Source organism: Nocardia sp. SYP-A9097, assembly GCF_009649815.1.
Taxonomy (GTDB): domain Bacteria; phylum Actinomycetota; class Actinomycetes; order Mycobacteriales; family Mycobacteriaceae; genus Nocardia.
In genome coordinates, this window is the sequence record NZ_WJIC01000003.1 from 235,805 (window position 1) to 250,779 (window position 14,975).

At 66.0% G+C, this 14,975-nt stretch carries 20 protein-coding genes; 8 read left to right on the forward strand and 12 right to left on the reverse strand.

What is annotated here, in order from left to right; all coding sequences use genetic code 11:
* Window position 1: 1 nt before the first annotated feature.
* Both GFY24_RS08420 and GFY24_RS08425 read right to left on the reverse strand, forming a co-directional pair.
* Window positions 2–1,195: a Nonspecific lipid-transfer protein gene (locus GFY24_RS08420; protein WP_153804422.1), complete on the reverse strand. Its 1,194-nt coding sequence runs from the start codon at window positions 1,193–1,195 to the stop codon at window positions 2–4.
* Window positions 1,196–1,239: 44 nt separating this feature from the next.
* On the reverse strand, window positions 1,240–2,088 hold the full coding sequence (locus tag GFY24_RS08425) for an SDR family NAD(P)-dependent oxidoreductase (RefSeq protein ID WP_309230613.1): 849 nt from the start codon (window positions 2,086–2,088) through the stop codon (window positions 1,240–1,242).
* A 54-nt stretch (window positions 2,089–2,142) separates the two neighbouring features.
* On the opposite strand from GFY24_RS08425, the gene GFY24_RS08430 reads away from it, so the two are divergent.
* Window positions 2,143–3,126: an alpha/beta hydrolase gene (locus GFY24_RS08430; protein WP_309230614.1), complete on the forward strand. Its 984-nt coding sequence runs from the start codon at window positions 2,143–2,145 to the stop codon at window positions 3,124–3,126.
* 94 nt (window positions 3,127–3,220) lie between these two features.
* Complete coding sequence (locus GFY24_RS08435) at window positions 3,221–3,763, forward strand: hypothetical protein (RefSeq protein WP_153804423.1); 543 nt, start codon at window positions 3,221–3,223, stop codon at window positions 3,761–3,763.
* 23 nt (window positions 3,764–3,786) lie between these two features.
* Here the strand turns inward: GFY24_RS08435 and GFY24_RS08440 are convergent, their stop codons facing one another.
* Window positions 3,787–4,458 (reverse strand): class I SAM-dependent methyltransferase, encoded by a 672-nt coding sequence (locus tag GFY24_RS08440; protein ID WP_153804424.1) that lies wholly within the window; start codon window positions 4,456–4,458, stop codon window positions 3,787–3,789.
* 73 nt (window positions 4,459–4,531) lie between these two features.
* On the opposite strand from GFY24_RS08440, the gene GFY24_RS08445 reads away from it, so the two are divergent.
* Complete coding sequence (locus tag GFY24_RS08445) at window positions 4,532–5,425, forward strand: AraC family transcriptional regulator (RefSeq protein WP_153804425.1); 894 nt, start codon at window positions 4,532–4,534, stop codon at window positions 5,423–5,425.
* Window positions 5,426–5,434: 9 nt separating this feature from the next.
* Here the strand turns inward: GFY24_RS08445 and GFY24_RS08450 are convergent, their stop codons facing one another.
* Window positions 5,435–6,595: a lactate 2-monooxygenase gene (locus GFY24_RS08450; RefSeq protein WP_153804426.1), complete on the reverse strand. Its 1,161-nt coding sequence runs from the start codon at window positions 6,593–6,595 to the stop codon at window positions 5,435–5,437.
* A 103-nt stretch (window positions 6,596–6,698) separates the two neighbouring features.
* On the opposite strand from GFY24_RS08450, the gene GFY24_RS08455 reads away from it, so the two are divergent.
* Window positions 6,699–7,733 carry an Lrp/AsnC family transcriptional regulator gene (locus GFY24_RS08455; protein ID WP_228566103.1) on the forward strand — a complete coding sequence of 345 codons (1,035 nt, stop codon included), beginning with the start codon at window positions 6,699–6,701 and terminating at the stop codon, window positions 7,731–7,733.
* Here GFY24_RS08455 and GFY24_RS08460 read toward each other — a convergent pair.
* Window positions 7,727–8,521 carry a hypothetical protein gene (locus GFY24_RS08460; RefSeq protein WP_153804428.1) on the reverse strand — a complete coding sequence of 265 codons (795 nt, stop codon included), beginning with the start codon at window positions 8,519–8,521 and terminating at the stop codon, window positions 7,727–7,729. The two genes, GFY24_RS08455 and GFY24_RS08460, sit on opposite strands and share 7 nt — an antisense overlap.
* Window positions 8,522–8,638: 117 nt before the next feature.
* On the opposite strand from GFY24_RS08460, the gene GFY24_RS42870 reads away from it, so the two are divergent.
* From GFY24_RS42870 to GFY24_RS08475, 3 genes are all read left to right on the forward strand, one after another.
* The gene (locus GFY24_RS42870) at window positions 8,639–9,193 is read left to right on the forward strand and encodes a TetR/AcrR family transcriptional regulator (RefSeq protein ID WP_153804429.1); all 555 of its coding nucleotides are present in this window, start codon (window positions 8,639–8,641) and stop codon (window positions 9,191–9,193) included.
* A gap of 73 nt (window positions 9,194–9,266) precedes the next feature.
* Entirely contained in the window at window positions 9,267–9,926 is a 660-nt protein-coding gene (locus GFY24_RS08470) for an RraA family protein (protein WP_153804430.1), read from the forward strand.
* Between the two features lie 96 nt (window positions 9,927–10,022).
* On the forward strand, window positions 10,023–10,463 hold the full coding sequence (locus tag GFY24_RS08475) for a hypothetical protein (protein ID WP_153804431.1): 441 nt from the start codon (window positions 10,023–10,025) through the stop codon (window positions 10,461–10,463).
* 48 nt (window positions 10,464–10,511) lie between these two features.
* Here GFY24_RS08475 and GFY24_RS08480 read toward each other — a convergent pair whose 3' ends face one another.
* The 6 genes from GFY24_RS08480 to GFY24_RS08505 all read right to left on the reverse strand — a co-directional run bounded on the left by GFY24_RS08480 (window position 10,512) and on the right by GFY24_RS08505 (window position 13,475).
* Window positions 10,512–11,057 (reverse strand): L,D-transpeptidase family protein, encoded by a 546-nt coding sequence (locus tag GFY24_RS08480; protein ID WP_153804432.1) that lies wholly within the window; start codon window positions 11,055–11,057, stop codon window positions 10,512–10,514.
* A 31-nt stretch (window positions 11,058–11,088) separates the two neighbouring features.
* Window positions 11,089–11,562, reverse strand: coding sequence for an NUDIX domain-containing protein (locus tag GFY24_RS08485; RefSeq protein WP_153804433.1), 474 nt, complete (start codon window positions 11,560–11,562; stop codon window positions 11,089–11,091).
* A 151-nt stretch (window positions 11,563–11,713) separates the two neighbouring features.
* Complete coding sequence (locus GFY24_RS08490) at window positions 11,714–12,379, reverse strand: NAD-dependent epimerase/dehydratase family protein (protein ID WP_153804434.1); 666 nt, start codon at window positions 12,377–12,379, stop codon at window positions 11,714–11,716.
* A gap of 46 nt (window positions 12,380–12,425) precedes the next feature.
* Window positions 12,426–12,833: an SRPBCC family protein gene (locus tag GFY24_RS08495; protein ID WP_153804435.1), complete on the reverse strand. Its 408-nt coding sequence runs from the start codon at window positions 12,831–12,833 to the stop codon at window positions 12,426–12,428.
* A gap of 18 nt (window positions 12,834–12,851) precedes the next feature.
* Window positions 12,852–13,016 carry a hypothetical protein gene (locus tag GFY24_RS08500; protein WP_153804436.1) on the reverse strand — a complete coding sequence of 55 codons (165 nt, stop codon included), beginning with the start codon at window positions 13,014–13,016 and terminating at the stop codon, window positions 12,852–12,854.
* Window positions 13,017–13,046: 30 nt separating this feature from the next.
* Window positions 13,047–13,475: an ester cyclase gene (locus tag GFY24_RS08505; protein ID WP_153804437.1), complete on the reverse strand. Its 429-nt coding sequence runs from the start codon at window positions 13,473–13,475 to the stop codon at window positions 13,047–13,049.
* An 86-nt stretch (window positions 13,476–13,561) separates the two neighbouring features.
* Between GFY24_RS08505 and GFY24_RS08510 the strand changes: the two genes are divergently transcribed.
* Complete coding sequence (locus GFY24_RS08510) at window positions 13,562–13,861, forward strand: hypothetical protein (protein ID WP_194852786.1); 300 nt, start codon at window positions 13,562–13,564, stop codon at window positions 13,859–13,861.
* Here the strand turns inward: GFY24_RS08510 and GFY24_RS08515 are convergent.
* Window positions 13,858–14,934 carry an amidohydrolase family protein gene (locus GFY24_RS08515; protein WP_153804438.1) on the reverse strand — a complete coding sequence of 359 codons (1,077 nt, stop codon included), beginning with the start codon at window positions 14,932–14,934 and terminating at the stop codon, window positions 13,858–13,860. The genes GFY24_RS08510 and GFY24_RS08515 overlap by 4 nt on opposite strands.
* Window positions 14,935–14,975: the final 41 nt, after the last annotated feature.

Here is a 14,975-nt window from a genome sequence, read left to right on the forward strand (position 1 = left end):
ATCACAGGGTGTTGGCGGCGTACAGGGTGACGACCACCGCACCGCCCAGGCCGAGGTTGTGCGCGAGCGCGATCTTCGCGTCCGGCACCTGCCGGTCGCCCACGATTCCGCGCAGATGCCAGGACAATTCGGTGGCCTGCGCCAGACCGGTCGCCCCGAGCGGATGCCCCTTGGAGATGAGCCCACCGGACGGGTTCACGACCCACTGGCCGCCGTAGGTGGTCGCACCGGACTCGACCAGCGCGCCGGATTCACCCTCACCGCAGAGACCCAGCGCCTCATAGGTGATGAGCTCGTTGATGCTGAAGCAGTCGTGCAGCTCGATCACATCGACATCATTCACGCCGATTCCGGCGGTGGCGAACACCTTCGAGGCCGCCGCGCGGGTCATGGGCGCGCCGACCACATCGATCATGGAACCGGTCGAGAACGAGGTGCCGTCATCGGTGGCCAGCTCCTGCGCCAGGATCTCGATGGCCTGCGATTCGAGCCCGTGCGCCCGCACGTACTCCTCGCTGACCACAACGGCCGCCGCCGCACCGTCGGACATGGGCGAGCACTGCGAGCGGGTCAGCGGCCCGTGTACCGGCTTGTCCGTCAGCACATCCTCGAGGGTGTACGCATTCTGGAACTGCGCCAACGGATTCCGGGTGGAGTGCTCGTGGTTCTTGACCGCGACCGCGGCCAGCTGCTCGGGCGTGGTGCCGTAACGCTTCATATGCTCGATGGCCGCATTACCGAAGAACTGGGTGGTGATGGGGGCAGCGCTGAACTCGTACTGCTCGCGCATCACAGCCAGGTGGTGGTCCACGGTGGTGGCCTTGGGCTTGTGCGTGGGGCCCGCCATGGCTTCCTTGGTCATCTGCTCGAAGCCGACCGCGAGAGCCACATCGACGATGCCGGCGGCGACCCATTCGCGCGCCAGCATGAGCGCGGTCGACCCGGTCGCGCAGTTGTTGTTCACATTGACCACCGGAATCCCGGTCAGGCCGACGTCATACAGCGCGCGCTGGCCCGCGGCCGACGGCTGGAATACGTAGCCGGCGGCGGCGCGCTGCACCTGGTCGTAGGTGACCCCCGCATCGGCGAGCGCCCCGCGTACGGCCTCTCCGACCATTTCGGGGTAGGTCCACTCGCGGGAACCGATCTTGACGAACGGGGTCATGTTGACACCGACGACGAAAACGCGACGCATAACTCTCTGTACTCCTCTTGTCTTGGAACGTTGTTCAGCTCTGACTAGTCCGCGCGGGGTACGCGGCCGTCGATATCGGTGAAGCCGTATGCCTCGGCAAGGTCGGCGACCTTCCAGGCTTTTCCACTGCGTGCCTTGCGATTCGGATCCGCCGCCAGGGCCGCGACGGCCCGGCCCGGGAAGCGCGGGGATTCGGCCTCGGCGAGGTCGAAGGTGCCCTCGCCGGGCAGGGTGACCAGTCGCTGCCCATTGGCATCGGCCGGAACCATTTGCAGCAGTTCGGTATCCACGATCCCGGGCCACAGCGATACGGCCGTGGCTCCGGTATCGGCGAGATCGTGCGCCAGATCGACGGTGAGCCGATCGAGAGCGGTCTTACCCACGCCGTAGACGGCATTGTGCATGTACCGCACCGCCCCCGGCGAGGACACATTCACAATCAGCCCGTTCGACTCGATCAGCAGCGGTGCGGCGAAAACGCTTGCCACATAGTGCGATCGGACGCCGATGTCGAAGGTCTCATCCCACGCCTTGGCGGGCACATCCCAGAACTTGCGGCCGAGCCAGCGGGCGGCGGCGGGGGAGTTGTAGACATTGTTGACCAGCACATCGAGGCGGCCCTGCTCGTCACGCACCTGCGCGAACAGTTTCTCCACCGCAGTGTCGTCCTGGTGGTCGCAGACCACGGGCACGCCGATGCCGCCGAGCGCATCGATCTCGGCGGCGGTGCCCGCCACGGTGCCGGGCAGCCGCCCGGGTGTGGTGGTGCGCCCGGTGACATAGACGGTGGCGCCCGCCGCGCCCAGCTCCAGGGCAATGCCCTTGCCGATGCCACGGCTGGCTCCGGTCACCACGGCGACCGTTCCGGCGAGAATCTTGGGTATTTCGCTCACGACCTCTGGACACTACCTTGAAATAGGAACGTGTTCTAGAAATTGGAGGCGGTAGTGGAGCTGACGCATCGGACGGTCGATACCGGGGAGATCCGAATGCACGTCACGGAGCAGGGTGCGGGGTATCCGGTCATCTTCTGCCACGGATTCCCGCACACCGGGTTCATATGGCATCACCAGCTGGAAGCCGTCGCGGCGGCCGGCTATCGTGCCATCGCCCCCGACCTGCGCGGGTACGGCAGAACCGACGCGCCCGCCGGACTGGATTCGTACACCAATGAAGCCGTCATCGGCGATCTGCTCGCCCTGCTCGACGACATCGGCGCGGACCGGGCCGTCTTCGTCGGCCTGGATTTCGGCGCGCAACTGGTGTGGGAACTGTCCCTGCGCGCACCCGAGCGAGTGGCGGCGGTGGCGGTGCTGAACAACCCGTTCAGTCCGCGTCCGCCGCGCGCCCCCTCGGCCTTCTGGACCAAGGCCGCCGAACGGCACTTCCTGCACCTGTCGTACTTTCAGACTCCGGGTGTCGCCGATGCCGAGCTGGCCGCTGATCCGCGGGGGTTCCTGGCCCGCGTCTACTACTCGCTCAGCGGCGAATACCACTACCTCGACACCTGGAAGAACCCGCCCGGGCTCGGCTACCTGGATGTGCTTCCCGAGGCCCCGCCGCTGCCCTGGCCGTGGCTCTCGCAGCAGGAATTCGACACGCTCGTAGCCGATTTCGAGCGCACCGGCTTCACTGGCGGGCTGAACTGGTACCGCAATCTCGACCGCAACTGGGAGCTCACCGAGGCGTACGCGGACGCCGAGGTGACCGTGCCGGCGTTCTTCATTTATGGCGAAAAGGACCCGGACATGGAGGGTTTCAGCGGTCGCGATCCGTTGGCCACCATGCGCGCCGCGGTGCCGGATCTCCGCACTGTGGTCGAGGTCCCCGCAGCCGGGCATCTGATCCAGCTGGAACGTCCGGACGCGGTGAACTCCTTCCTGATCGACACCCTGCAGACGCTTGGAATCGCCTCAGCACTCACCCCGTAAACCACACGGCGGCAGCGGGTTTCGATCTCGGGACCCGCGCGTCGCGGCCGTAATGCGGGCTGGTCGGCCAACAGGTCTTCTATCGTCGACAGGTATGGACAGCAATGCGCTCCGCACGGAAGTCGACCGCCGCCTCGAACCGTGGTCCGCGCAGCTCGGAGTCGATCGAACCGCCTATACGAACCATGTGCTCCGCGTCGTGCGCCTGTGCGATCTGGTCGCGCCCGCCCTCGCGCCGAGTGATCGGCCGGAGTTCTTGGCAGCGGCCGTATTTCACGATCTGGGCATCTGGACCGCGGGCACCTTCGACTACCTGGCTCCGTCGGAGCGGCTCGCGGGCAACTGGCTGGAGGGCAGTGGACAGAGCGAGTTGATCCCCCTGGTGATCCGAATGATCGACCAGCACCACAAGGTTCGCTCCGCGGGCGAGGCCGACGACCCGGTCGAGATCTTCCGCCGGGCCGACGCCATCGATGTGGAAATGGCGGTGCTGGGCCGTTTCGGTGTCTCGCGGGCCGCGTATCGGCAGCTGACCGAGGAGTTCCCCGATGCGGGCTTCCACCGCCGCCTGCTCCAACTCGGCGCGGAACGGCTACGCACGCACCCGCTTTCGCCCCTGCCCGTCCTCAAGTGGTGATCGACTTCCTGGGCAGGGCCTGATCAGGCGGGCCGGGTGGCGCGGTAGAAGGTCACTCGGCCCATCCGTCGAGTCACCTGGTGTCCGACCTCGCTGCATTCGAAACCGGCGGAGCGCATCAGGGTGGGGATGCCGTCGCCGATATTGCCCGCGGTGTGATGATTGTGCAGCGCGCGCCGCGCGGTGAATCCGTCTGCGGTGGTGACATTTCCGCCGACATCCACCACATGCAGTTCGCCGGCCGGGCGCAGTACCCGGAACGCCTCGGCGGCCACGGCGGGCTTCACCTCGGCATCGAGGTGATGCAGCATGAACGCCGACAGCACCCGATCGAAACTGGCATCCGGGAACGGCAGATCCTGCGCGTAGGCGCGATCGAAGCGAATTCCGCTGCGGCCGTGGATCTTGCGCTGCGCCCGGGTGAGTGCGAGCGGATCCGGATCGCTGCCGACGATCTCCGCGCCGGGTTGCGCGTTCTTCGCGGCGAGGGTGAGATTGCCGGTGCCGCAGCCGATCTCGAGCACTCGGAACCCGGGCGCGAGATCGGCGTTGCCGAGCAGGATGCCGTGTGTCTTGCGTGCCCCGAGCGCCCGGGTGAGCAGGTCGTAGAACGGCAGCATGCGGTCGTTACCCGCGGCTGAGAGGTAGTCGTGTTGATGGTCGGCGGTGTGAGCAGTGGGAGTATTTTTGGTCATGTCACCAATGATGTAGGCCCTCTCGGCACAGGAATTGGGTGATTATCGGCAGAACTAGGATTATCTTTGGTTCATGCTCCAGCGTGCGCGCCCGGTCCGATACGACGCCGGGATTCCGGTCTACCGGTACTCCGCGGACCCGTCCGTCCCGCCGCTGTCGGTGGTGCGATTCGTCGACGAGGCGCATCTGCCCGACCACAATCCGCACATTCACGATTTCCCGGTCCTGCTCTACATCGACCACGGCCTGCCCGTCGACCCGGAGCTTCCGCAGCGCGCTCGAACCGGTGATGTCTACGTGGTCGCGCCGGGCATGGTGGTGGACGGCGCCAGCGTGCACATGGGTAGTGCCTGCGGTGTCCTGTTCGACCCCGCGGCCCTCGGCGACGACACCCGCGCACCCTGGCCGACCTGGCGCGCGCACCCGCTACTGTTCCCGTTCCTGCACGGCAATTCAGGGGGCCTGCTCCGCCTGCACCTCCCGCCGGAGCGACAACCGCTGTGGGAGAACACGATTGCCGCGATCGAAGCCGAACTGTCCGACCGCCGCCCCGGCTTCCGGCAGGCCGCCGCCGCGCACCTGACCCTGCTGCTGGTCGATGTCGCGCGCCTGGCCGACGATGTGGTGGGCGACCTGCGCCGCAGTAATGAAACCGTGCTCGCCGAGGTCTTCGATGTGATCGAAAAGCGCTTCGGCGAGCAGATCTCGCTCCGCGATGTCGCCCAATCGGTCGGTATGACACCCGCCTACCTGACCACCCTGGTGCGCCGCCGCACCGGCCGCACCGTCCAGGACTGGCTCACCGAACGGCGTATGTCCGAGGCCCGCTGTCTACTCTCGGAATCGGATCTGCCGATCAATGACATCGCCAGGCGGGTAGGCATTTCCGATCCCGGCTACTTCACCCGCGTCTTCCGTGCGCAACACCGGATGACTCCGCGCACCTGGCGTTCGTCGGCATCATGAACTATCGCGCTAGCGGACGCGGCGCAGGGCGTCCGGGGTCAGATCCGCGAGGGTCGGATAGCCGTCCACGGCCATGATCAGGTCCGCCTCGGCGAGCAGGGTGCGCAGCACATGGGTAATGCCGTCCGCTCCGCCCAGGGCCAGGCCGTAGGCGTATGGACGGCCGATACCGACCGCTGTCGCGCCGAGCGCGAGCGCCTTGATGATGTCCGCGCCGGAGCGAATGCCGGAGTCGAAGAGTACGGGCAGTCCCTCGGCCACGGCGACCACCTCGGACAGTAGATCGATGGCGGGAATGCCGCCATTCGCCTGGCGCCCACCATGATTGGAGCAGTAGATGCCATCCACGCCGCCGTCACGAGCGCGCCGGGCATCGTCCGGATGGGAGATGCCCTTCACGATCAGTGGGAGTTTGGTCAGCGAGCGCAGCCAGGGCAGATCCTCCCAGGTGAGCGGGTTTCCGAAGACCTGAATCCAGCGCAGGATCGCCGACTGCGGATCCTCGGCCGGCGATTTCGCCAGGCTCTTCAGGAACACCGGATCGCTGAAGTAGTTCGCCAGGCAGTGACCACGCAGCTGTGGGAAATTGCCGGTCGACAGATCGCGCGGCCGCCAGCCGGTGACCCAGGTATCGAGGGTGACGACAATGCCCCGGTAGCCGGCCCGCTCGGCGCGCTCCACGAGACTGGCCGCCAGATCGCGATCGGTGGGCGTGTACAGCTGGAAAAACCCTGGGGTATCACCGAATTCGGCCGCGACATCCTCGAGGGGATCGACCATGAGGGTCGAGGCCACCATGGGCACACCGGTGCGGGCGGCGGCGCGCGCGGTCGCCAGATCACCGTGACCGTCCTGGGAGCACAGGCCGATCACTCCGATCGGAGCCATGAAAACCGGTGCGAGCAAGGTCATTCCGAACAGCTCCACCGAAAGATCACGCTGCGCCGCGCCGACGAACATGCGGGGGATGAGCCCCCAGTGATCGAAGGCGGTGACATTGGCGCGCTGGGTGCGCTCATTGCCCGCACCACCGGCCACATACGACCACACCGAGGGCGGCATAGCGGTCTGCGCCCGCGCCTCCAGCTCGTCGAAGCTCACCGGCAGTGTCGGCACGACACCGCGCAGGCCATTGAAGTAGATCTCGTTCTGATAGTCACCGAATGCCATGACGCAACCTCCAGTCTCTCCCCGGTGAGGGTCGAGTCGATTGTGCAAGACTGGCTGGTGAGGCCGGGGGATTCGCAGTATGTCGTCAGAAGGACCGGAACAGATGCAGGATGATGTCAGGCTGCTGACCGAGGAGGACCTGGCGCTCATCCACGCGCTGCAACTGCGGCCGCGCGGATCCTGGACCGAACTCGGGGGAGTGCTCGGCGTCGACCCGGTCACCGTCGCCCGGCGCTGGCAGCGGCTCAGCGAACGCGGCGAAGCCTGGGTGTGCATGTCGCCGGGGCCCGCGCTCTACGATCACGTCTGCGCCGCGTATGTCGATATCGATTGCGCCGCAGGGGAAACCGCGACCGTGGTGGCCGAGCTCGCCCGGCATCCGCATATGCTCACCCTGGAGCGCTCCGGCGGCAGTAATCGTATTTTCGCCACCGTCGCCACCCGCGATTTCGATCAGCTGGCCCGCTACACCCTGGATAGCCTCCCGGCCGTACCGCATATCGCCGCCATTCGCACTCAGATTGTCACCCACTGGTTCGCCGAGGGCGGCAGTTGGCGGATCGACGCGCTCGCCCCGGACCAGCGCGATCGACTCCGCACCCCCGAGCCGTCGAGCGCGGCCGAGCGCGGGCGTCGCCGGATCACCGCGGTCGATCGCGCCATGATGGGGCAGCTGTCGCGCGATGGTCGCGCCGCGCACCGGGCGGTCGCCGCCGCGCTCGGCACCAGCGGTTCGACGGTCAAGCGCCGCCTCGATGAGCTGACCCGGCTCGGCATGTTGAGCTTCCGCTGCGATTTCGCGCGTCCGCTGGGCGGCTGGCCGGTGGCCGTCACCTACCGGGCGACCGCGCCGACCGCTGCCCTGCCAGATATCGGCTACGCCCTCATTCGCCTACCGCAGACCCGCAATTGCGCGGCGGTGAGCGGCACCCACAATCTCATTCTGCAGGCGGGCCTGCATTCGGTCGCCGAGGTGACGCGCTTCGAAAATCAGCTCGCCAACACGCATCCCGGTTTGGTTGTCACCGAACGCACTGTGACCCTTCGGCATGAGAAGCTGCTCGGCCGAATCCTGGACTCACACGGCCGATCCCGCGATATCGTCCCGCCCGATATCTGGGCGGATTCCACTCAGTAGTTGGCGTTCAGGTAGTCGGCGGCGTGGGTGGTCCACAGTACGTCGGTGCCGGGCATGGTGTGCCCGGAGTAGCGCACATGTTCGCCGTCCGGCCACGGTGTCAGATACCCGAGCAACCCACGCACCGCCGCGGAGTACCGGTCGAGATTGGCGATCGGGTTCAGCAGCAGGAAGTTCAACAGCTCATGGAAGAGAAATGGCGTCAGATTCCCGATGCGCGCACCCTCCACCAGCGAGAACGGCGAAATTGCGGTATCGATGGACCGCAGGGGTGAATCGCCGGGGGAGGCGGTGATGATGTCATTGGGATTCGCGTACTCCCGCACATCAATTCCCGCCGGCCACGACCCGCGCTGCCCGTGTAGCCCGTAAGTGACCGGCCCGCACAGGTTTCCGACCGATTGCCCGGTCCGGCGCATGGGATTGGCGATATTCACCACGAACGCGATCTCCAGCGGTGAGCCGTCGGTATTGAGGTAGATCCCCGACCGCGCACCCTCCAGAATCCTGCTCGCCACAATGCCGCCCAGCGAATAGCTCAGCAGCCCACAGATATTCGGCGAATCCTGAATCGCCTTTACCCCGGCGGCCACTCCTTTGCGCACCGAGGTTTCCAGCGAAGGCCCCCACGCATCCGGTTCCGGCCCGATGGAGGCGGGCCAATCCGGTTCGAAACAGGTGAACTTTGCCGGGTCCAATAATTTGGCCACATCGTGCAACATGCCCGCCGGTGTGCCATCCGTATTGCGCCGTTCCCCGGTGCCGCGCAGTGTGATGATATCGATCATGCGCCAACGTTAGGACTGGTCAGCGCGCGAAACGCGAGTAGCGCACTACCCGAAACTCGCCCCGCCGACCAACCTTCGTCCAGGTGTACCGGACATAACTGTCCGGTCGCTAAGCTGATGTGCGTGTCGACCGAACGCCGCGTCAATCGGGGCCCCAGCGCCGCCGCCGACAATCGCGCGGCACTGATTGCCGCGGCGCGAGAAGTGTTCGCCGAGACCGGATTCCACGCACCGTTGAGTCGGATCGCCCGTGTCGCGGGGGTCGGTCAGGGCAGTCTCTACCGGCACTTCCCGGACCGTGACGCGCTGGCGCTGGCGGTCTTCGAGAGCAATGTCGAGGCCCTGGAAACCTTCGCGGCCGCACCCGCGGCCAGCCTCGACGATCTGCTCGCCGAGGTCATCGAGCAACTCCCGAGCGCCATGGCCATCGTCGCCGGCCTCGACAGCAGCGCCGACCCGCGGCTGGCCGCTCTGGCCGACCGCATCCGGGCGGTCCTGGCGGCCAAGCTCGAAGCCGCCCGCCCCGCCGGCGCGTGGCGACCCGATCTCGCCCCGGACGAGGTCATGCTCGCCCTCGCCATGCTGGCCGCCCTGCTGACCCATACCGAGCCCGCGACGCGCCTCTCCCGCGCACACGCCGCGTGGGCGCTGCTGTGTCGCGGCCTGCGCTGAAAACCGAATTCGCGCGTCGCCGGACAGTAGGGTCGAAGTACCACCAGCATTCGAACCTCGAAAGGCGTCGCTCATGCTCGCCGACCGATTTGCCGAAGCCTTCCACACCGTCGACACCACCGCGCTCTGCGATGCCGACAAATCATTACGGGTGATGGACAGTGCGATTCGACCGCGCTCGGCGGCCACCCGAATCATCGGACCCGCCTTCACCGTGCGCTGCCAGGACGACTTCTTCGGAGTATTGCGCGCCATCGAAGCGGCCGCGGCCGGGGATGTCATTGTCGTCGACGGCGGCAGTAGCGAAATCGCTTTGGCCGGAGAGCTTTTCGCACGCGGCGCGCTGGTGCGCGGACTCGCCGGGATCATTGTCGACGGCGGTTGCCGCGATATCGGCTATGTGCGCGATTGCGAACTGCCGGTGTACAGCCGGTTCGTTACGCCGATGTCCGGTTCCACCACCGAACTCGGCGAACTCCAGACGCGGGTCACCTGCGGCGGGGTGCCGGTGAGCCCCGGCGAGATGGTGCTCGCCGATGCCGAGGGCATTGTGGTTGTCGACCCCGCGGAACTCGAATCCCTTTGCGCCGCAGAAACATCCATCAAACAGGCCGAATCCCGGGTCATCGCGAAACTCGACGCGGGTGCGACCCTGAGTGATTGCGTGAACATCGACGCGCACGCCGAAGCCCTGCAGAACGGCGTGGACTCCGCGCTCGCGTTCCTGGTCTGATCCGCCCCGCCTCCCGGTCCACCGCCCGCGCGTCCGGTACCCTGCCTCCGGTTCGATGATCTGTCCACGATTGGTCCATCCGAAAGACGGGGCACGATGAGCGGATTGGAAATTTCACGCGGGGCCGGAACAGCGGTCGCGGCGGCATGTCTGGCAGTGACGGTGGCGGCGCTCGCACCGCAGGCGGAGGCGGCGGGCGCGCCGAATCTGTCGGTCTCCATGTCCGGCGCATCGGTCGGGCCGGTCAAAATCGCCTCGGTCGGCTGCGGGCAGACCGCGGTCGCCACGGTGAAAATGGCTGATGGCACACCGGTATCGCGCGGGTATGTCGAGTTCACCAGCCACCTGCCGAATATGGGCGGCAATGTGGTCGGCACGGTGCCGGTCAGCGATGGCACCGCGAGCATTCTCTGGATTCCGGGGGTCGAGGGGCAGCACACGGTGAGTGCTTTCTACTTCGACGATTCGTCGGATACGCGGCCCGCCGTCGGCCAGACCACAATCGATGCCGTGAATCTCAACGGTATGTGCGTCTGATTTCGATAACCATTGCTCCGGCCCGAATTGTTTGGGCCGGAGCATTTTTCAGCTCGCGTACATACCTATGACGGGCCGCCGGGACGGTTGCAGAGTGGCGAGCAGGGTACGCACGACATCCTCGGAAACCGCGACGCACCCGGCCGTCGGTACGCCGATATCGCCGTGCAGGAAGAAGGCCGAACCCGCGCCCAGGACCGCGGGAAAACGGTTGTATAGCGGACTCTCCGGATCCGATACCCACCACAGGGTATTGGAGCGGTCGATCGCGAGATAGGGGAGTTGCGCGGCTGGATCGGGCAGTCGGCCGAAACCCTCGGTCAAGGCGAAGGTGCCTTCGGGGGTGAAAGCCCGGCCCTCCGCCGCATGCCTGGAGATCCCCTCGGCCCCTACCCAGGCGGATACCGCGAAGCTACGCTTCCAGTCCCGCAACCGGTTTCGCTGCCATAACTCCAGGGTGCCGCGCGCCTCGCCCGCCGGGGCGGTCACCCATACCACCTGGGTGCCGGGCACAGTATCCGGATCGAATGGCGGTTTGTCCGGATTGGCTCGGGGCAAAAGCGCAATGCCGAGCCCAACGACGAATACCGCCATGATCCACCGCCCTGCTGTTCGAATGCCGGTATCAGCCAATCTCGCTCGCGTTCCTGGCTGACTCGGCCGTCACTGTCCAGCCTGCCAGGCCGAAATGCTCACCGCGCCGGAACAGATCCAATCCGATACTTGTATAGGGAACCGTGTCCGCGGGAATCTCATCGCGAGCGAACCAGCGGAGGTCCGAACACTTGTCGGGCTCGGCATTGAAGGGTTCACCCGACCAGCTATCGGCGTGAAAGAAGAAGCCGATCCGGGTCTGCTCATCCGGCGGCTGATAGTGCACCACGTTCGCCATCCGAATGTCCTTGCGGGACAGTTCGATCCCGATCTCCTCCCACGCCTCCCGAATCATCCCCGCCTCCAGGTCCTCCCCGGCGTCCAGCTTCCCGGACGGCAGATTCCACAACCCGTCCGAATACCCGGTATTGGCCCGCCGCGCCAGCAACACCTCATCCCCCCGCGTCAGAATGAGCAGAACATCGACGAAGCTCGTGTACTGCATCGGCATCTCCGTTCCCAGTGCGGCTCGACCGCGAATCAGCGCATCCGCTCCGCGACGGTCACCGTGACGGGCAATCTCGGAGCGAATGCGTTCGGCCGCACCACAATACGCGGCGCCGGCGACAACCGGGCGAACTTCTTTCAACCATTCGCTACGGCGTAGCTCGCGCACTGATCTCCCGCGGTGTGAGCACGCGGGTGTCCGCCCCGGAGGCCGCGACGGCGATCATGGCGCGGCCGATCTCGCGATTGTCGTTGACCGCGTTCGGTGCCAGCCGTTTCAACAGCGGGATCAGTGGTCCGGTGAGCGCGTACGCGGCGCGATACAACGGGGTCTTGGAGACCGCGCCGTCCATCGGCTGCACGAATCCGGGGCGGAACATGTACGCCCGGAACGGAAGTGCGAGCAGATCGTTCTCGGTCTTACCCTTCACCCGGCCCCACATCGAGCGGCCCTGCTCGGTGCTGTCGGTGCCCTGCCCGGAGACATAGATAAACGTCAGCCCGGGATTCGCATCCGCCAAGGTGCGAGCGACCCGCAATGTCAGGTCGTACGTGATCCGCCGATACTTCTCCTCTTTCATGCCCACCGAGGAGACCCCGAGGCAGAAGAAACAGGCATCGAACTCCGCCAGCTCACCGGCGACTGCGGACAAATCCGTCGGATCGGCCTCCACCAACTCACGCAGCTTGGGATTCGCGGTCGCCAGCGCTCCCCGCCCCACGGCGAGCACCTGCTCCACCCGCTCGTCCCGGAGGCACTCATCGAGTACCCCCTGCCCGATCATGCCGGTCCCGCCGAAGAGGATTACCTTCATGCCAGGCATCTTCCCCCAGCGGCAACCGAATCGGCGGGACGCGCACTCACTCCGCGGTGGCTTCGATCGCCTGCTTCATCTCCCTGATCCCGAACTCGGTCCGAATACGCACCTCGGCAGCGGCGGACTCGGGCAGCACATCGGTAATCCACACCAGCCGCCCCCGCGCACCCTCGTCACAAACCTCGAACGAAGCATGATGGAAGTCCAGCGCGGGCCGCGCCCCTTCCACAACGGCATAAGCCAGCCGTCGCGCCTCTTCGTCGATATCGATGATCAACTCCCGAATCACATGCCCATCCGGAAAGCTCAAAAACCGCTCGACGCCCTCAACCCGCGTCCCGGCCACCCGCCCGGGCAGCAACCGCTCATGCACATTCCCGACATCGCGAATGACATCCCAAATATGGTGCGGCGCAGCATCAATCAAGATCTCGTGGCGTATGGATGCCATCGGCGAAAGCTCCCGTCATCATCGGTCGAAACTGATCCAACCTACCGGGACGTCCCCCGCGCCCTTCGAACCGGCCATTGCTGTGTGGATGCGCTCGATTGCCCAGTCCGGGAAGAGCTCTCGCGGGTACACGCGCAGACCCGGGTGGATCAGCATCACCATTCCGGCATGATCGCCGGTCATGGTGGGGCCCACCCGGACCCGGAGACCGGATCAGCTGGGGATCAGGCCGAGTTGGTGGAGCAGGCTGACCTCGTCGAGCCGGCCCCAGCGTTCGACAATTCGGTCACCGTCGATGCGGAAGATTTGGATGCCGGTGAGGACGAGTGTCTTGCCGGTGGCGGGAACGCCCATCAGTTCTCCCCGTTGGGTGCCGCGGGCGGTGAAGCGTTCGGTGACCAGGTCGCCCTCGGCGATGAGTTGTTCGATGTCGCTGTGCCAGTCCGGGAGCGCCGCGCGGAACATCGCGGCAGCGAGCCGCATACCCTCCGGTCCGGCCGAGGCGCCGGGGAACGGTGCGTCGTGGTTGACGAAATTCGGGTCGAGGTAGCGGTTGACGGCGTCCAGATCGCCCTTGGTGAACAGGTCCTGGATGAACGTCTCGACGAGTTGCTTGTTCTGGGTGGTGTCATTGTCTGTCATGAGTTGATCGTCGATCCGGTGCGCGCGGTGGACCATCCCACATTGGTGGGGTTCCATACCCGGATCGGCCGAGGATACTGGGGGATGTGCCGAGGACAGCTCGCACGACCCGTGCCGTGCGCGACCTGGTCCGCCATTGTCATGGCGGGCTCGATGTCGGCGAACTGCAACCGCAACTGCCGGCCTCGGTGCGGCGAGTGATGCCGGTGGACGCGGCGCTCTTCGCCACCGCCGACCCCGAGACGTTATTGTTCACCGGCGCGTACGCCGAGGAACCGCTGCGTACGCCGAGGAACCGCTGCGTGCGGCGACACCGCTGTTCCTGGACAACGAGTTCGGCGGCACGGACGTGCCTCATCGGTCAACTACTCCATCCGCCCGGTTAGTTGCCGACGGGGTCCATCGGGACTCCGCCACACCAGATTCCACGGATCGCGCGGGTCGCGCGGATATCGGCGACGGGGTCCCCGTCGAGCAGCACCAGATCGGCGCGCAGGCCGGGGGCAATCGTGCCACGGTCCGTCAATCCGAAGTGGCGGGCGGGCAGCACGGTGGCCGCGTTCAGGGCGTCGACGGTCGAAAGACCCGCCTGGACAAGCAGTTCGAGTTCATGGTGCAGACTCGCGCCGTGCGCCGGATGGAATGGGACACCCGGAGTCTCATTTGCATCGCTGCCCGCAAGCACCGGGACACCGGAGGCGTGCAGTGCCCCCACGTTCTGCAGTGAAGCCTTGAACATGCCGCCGTAGCCGAGCGATTCGGCGCACCCTTCCATCATGGTCAAGGTCGGCACGACGACCGTACGTTCGACCGCGATCCGTCCGATCACGGACTCGGACAACCGCAGGCCGAGTGGGACGTGGGTGAGAACGTCCGCCGCCGCATCCACCGATATCGTGTACGCCTCCGGCGACGTGGCATGCACGACCACCTGCACCCGATGGTCATGTGCCGCAACCACAACGGCTTTCATGATCGCCGGATCGAGCCCGTCGTCGCCCGCCTCGAACAGGATCTTGATGTAATCCGCGCCCGCGGCCAGCCGCAGCGCCACCGCGGCTTCGGCATCCTCGGGGCCGCGAACAGCCGGAACGTCCTCGATACCGGGAACATTCGCATGCGCGTCCGCGGAGCCGACGATCGGCAGTCCCGCACTGCGCATACTCGCAGTACCGATCCGATCCCGCTGCGCCGCAACCAGTTCCGCGCTCAGCGAGCCCATATCGAATGCGGTGGTGACACCGTGTGCCGCATACACATCCAACGTCTCGACATTGTCGAGGTGAACATGAGCGTCGATGAATCCCGGCGCCAGAACCGCACCCCCGGCATCGACGACCTCGGCACCCGCCGCATCGCTACCGATCACGGACCCGTCAATAACGACGGTGGTCGGTTCACCGACCTGTCGTCCGTCGAATACCCGGACATTTCTCAGCGCGAACTTCCGATTAGTCATCCCCTGCATTCCCCCAAATTAGAACAGGTTTCGAATCTAGG

Excerpts from the sequence above, each read along its gene's own strand:
- GFY24_RS08470 (WP_153804430.1), top strand. The coding sequence starts at position 9,267 with ATGCTCGCCGACCGATTTGCCGAAGCCTTCCACACCGTCGACACCACC.
- GFY24_RS08515 (WP_153804438.1), bottom strand. The coding sequence starts at position 14,934 with ATGACTAATCGGAAGTTCGCGCTGAGAAATGTCCGGGTATTCGACGGA.
- GFY24_RS08475 (WP_153804431.1), top strand. The coding sequence starts at position 10,023 with ATGAGCGGATTGGAAATTTCACGCGGGGCCGGAACAGCGGTCGCGGCG.
- GFY24_RS08445 (WP_153804425.1), top strand. The coding sequence starts at position 4,532 with ATGCTCCAGCGTGCGCGCCCGGTCCGATACGACGCCGGGATTCCGGTC.
- GFY24_RS08490 (WP_153804434.1), bottom strand. The coding sequence starts at position 12,379 with ATGAAGGTAATCCTCTTCGGCGGGACCGGCATGATCGGGCAGGGGGTA.
- GFY24_RS08505 (WP_153804437.1), bottom strand. The coding sequence starts at position 13,475 with ATGACAGACAATGACACCACCCAGAACAAGCAACTCGTCGAGACGTTC.
- GFY24_RS08460 (WP_153804428.1), bottom strand. The coding sequence starts at position 8,521 with ATGATCGATATCATCACACTGCGCGGCACCGGGGAACGGCGCAATACG.
- GFY24_RS08495 (WP_153804435.1), bottom strand. The coding sequence starts at position 12,833 with ATGGCATCCATACGCCACGAGATCTTGATTGATGCTGCGCCGCACCAT.
- GFY24_RS08420 (WP_153804422.1), bottom strand. The coding sequence starts at position 1,195 with ATGCGTCGCGTTTTCGTCGTCGGTGTCAACATGACCCCGTTCGTCAAG.
- GFY24_RS08500 (WP_153804436.1), bottom strand. The coding sequence starts at position 13,016 with ATGACCGGCGATCATGCCGGAATGGTGATGCTGATCCACCCGGGTCTG.
- GFY24_RS42870 (WP_153804429.1), top strand. The coding sequence starts at position 8,639 with ATGTGCGTGTCGACCGAACGCCGCGTCAATCGGGGCCCCAGCGCCGCC.
- GFY24_RS08440 (WP_153804424.1), bottom strand. The coding sequence starts at position 4,458 with ATGACCAAAAATACTCCCACTGCTCACACCGCCGACCATCAACACGAC.
- GFY24_RS08485 (WP_153804433.1), bottom strand. The coding sequence starts at position 11,562 with ATGCAGTACACGAGCTTCGTCGATGTTCTGCTCATTCTGACGCGGGGG.
- GFY24_RS08450 (WP_153804426.1), bottom strand. The coding sequence starts at position 6,595 with ATGGCATTCGGTGACTATCAGAACGAGATCTACTTCAATGGCCTGCGC.
- GFY24_RS08455 (WP_228566103.1), top strand. The coding sequence starts at position 6,699 with ATGCAGGATGATGTCAGGCTGCTGACCGAGGAGGACCTGGCGCTCATC.
- GFY24_RS08480 (WP_153804432.1), bottom strand. The coding sequence starts at position 11,057 with ATGGCGGTATTCGTCGTTGGGCTCGGCATTGCGCTTTTGCCCCGAGCC.
- GFY24_RS08435 (WP_153804423.1), top strand. The coding sequence starts at position 3,221 with ATGGACAGCAATGCGCTCCGCACGGAAGTCGACCGCCGCCTCGAACCG.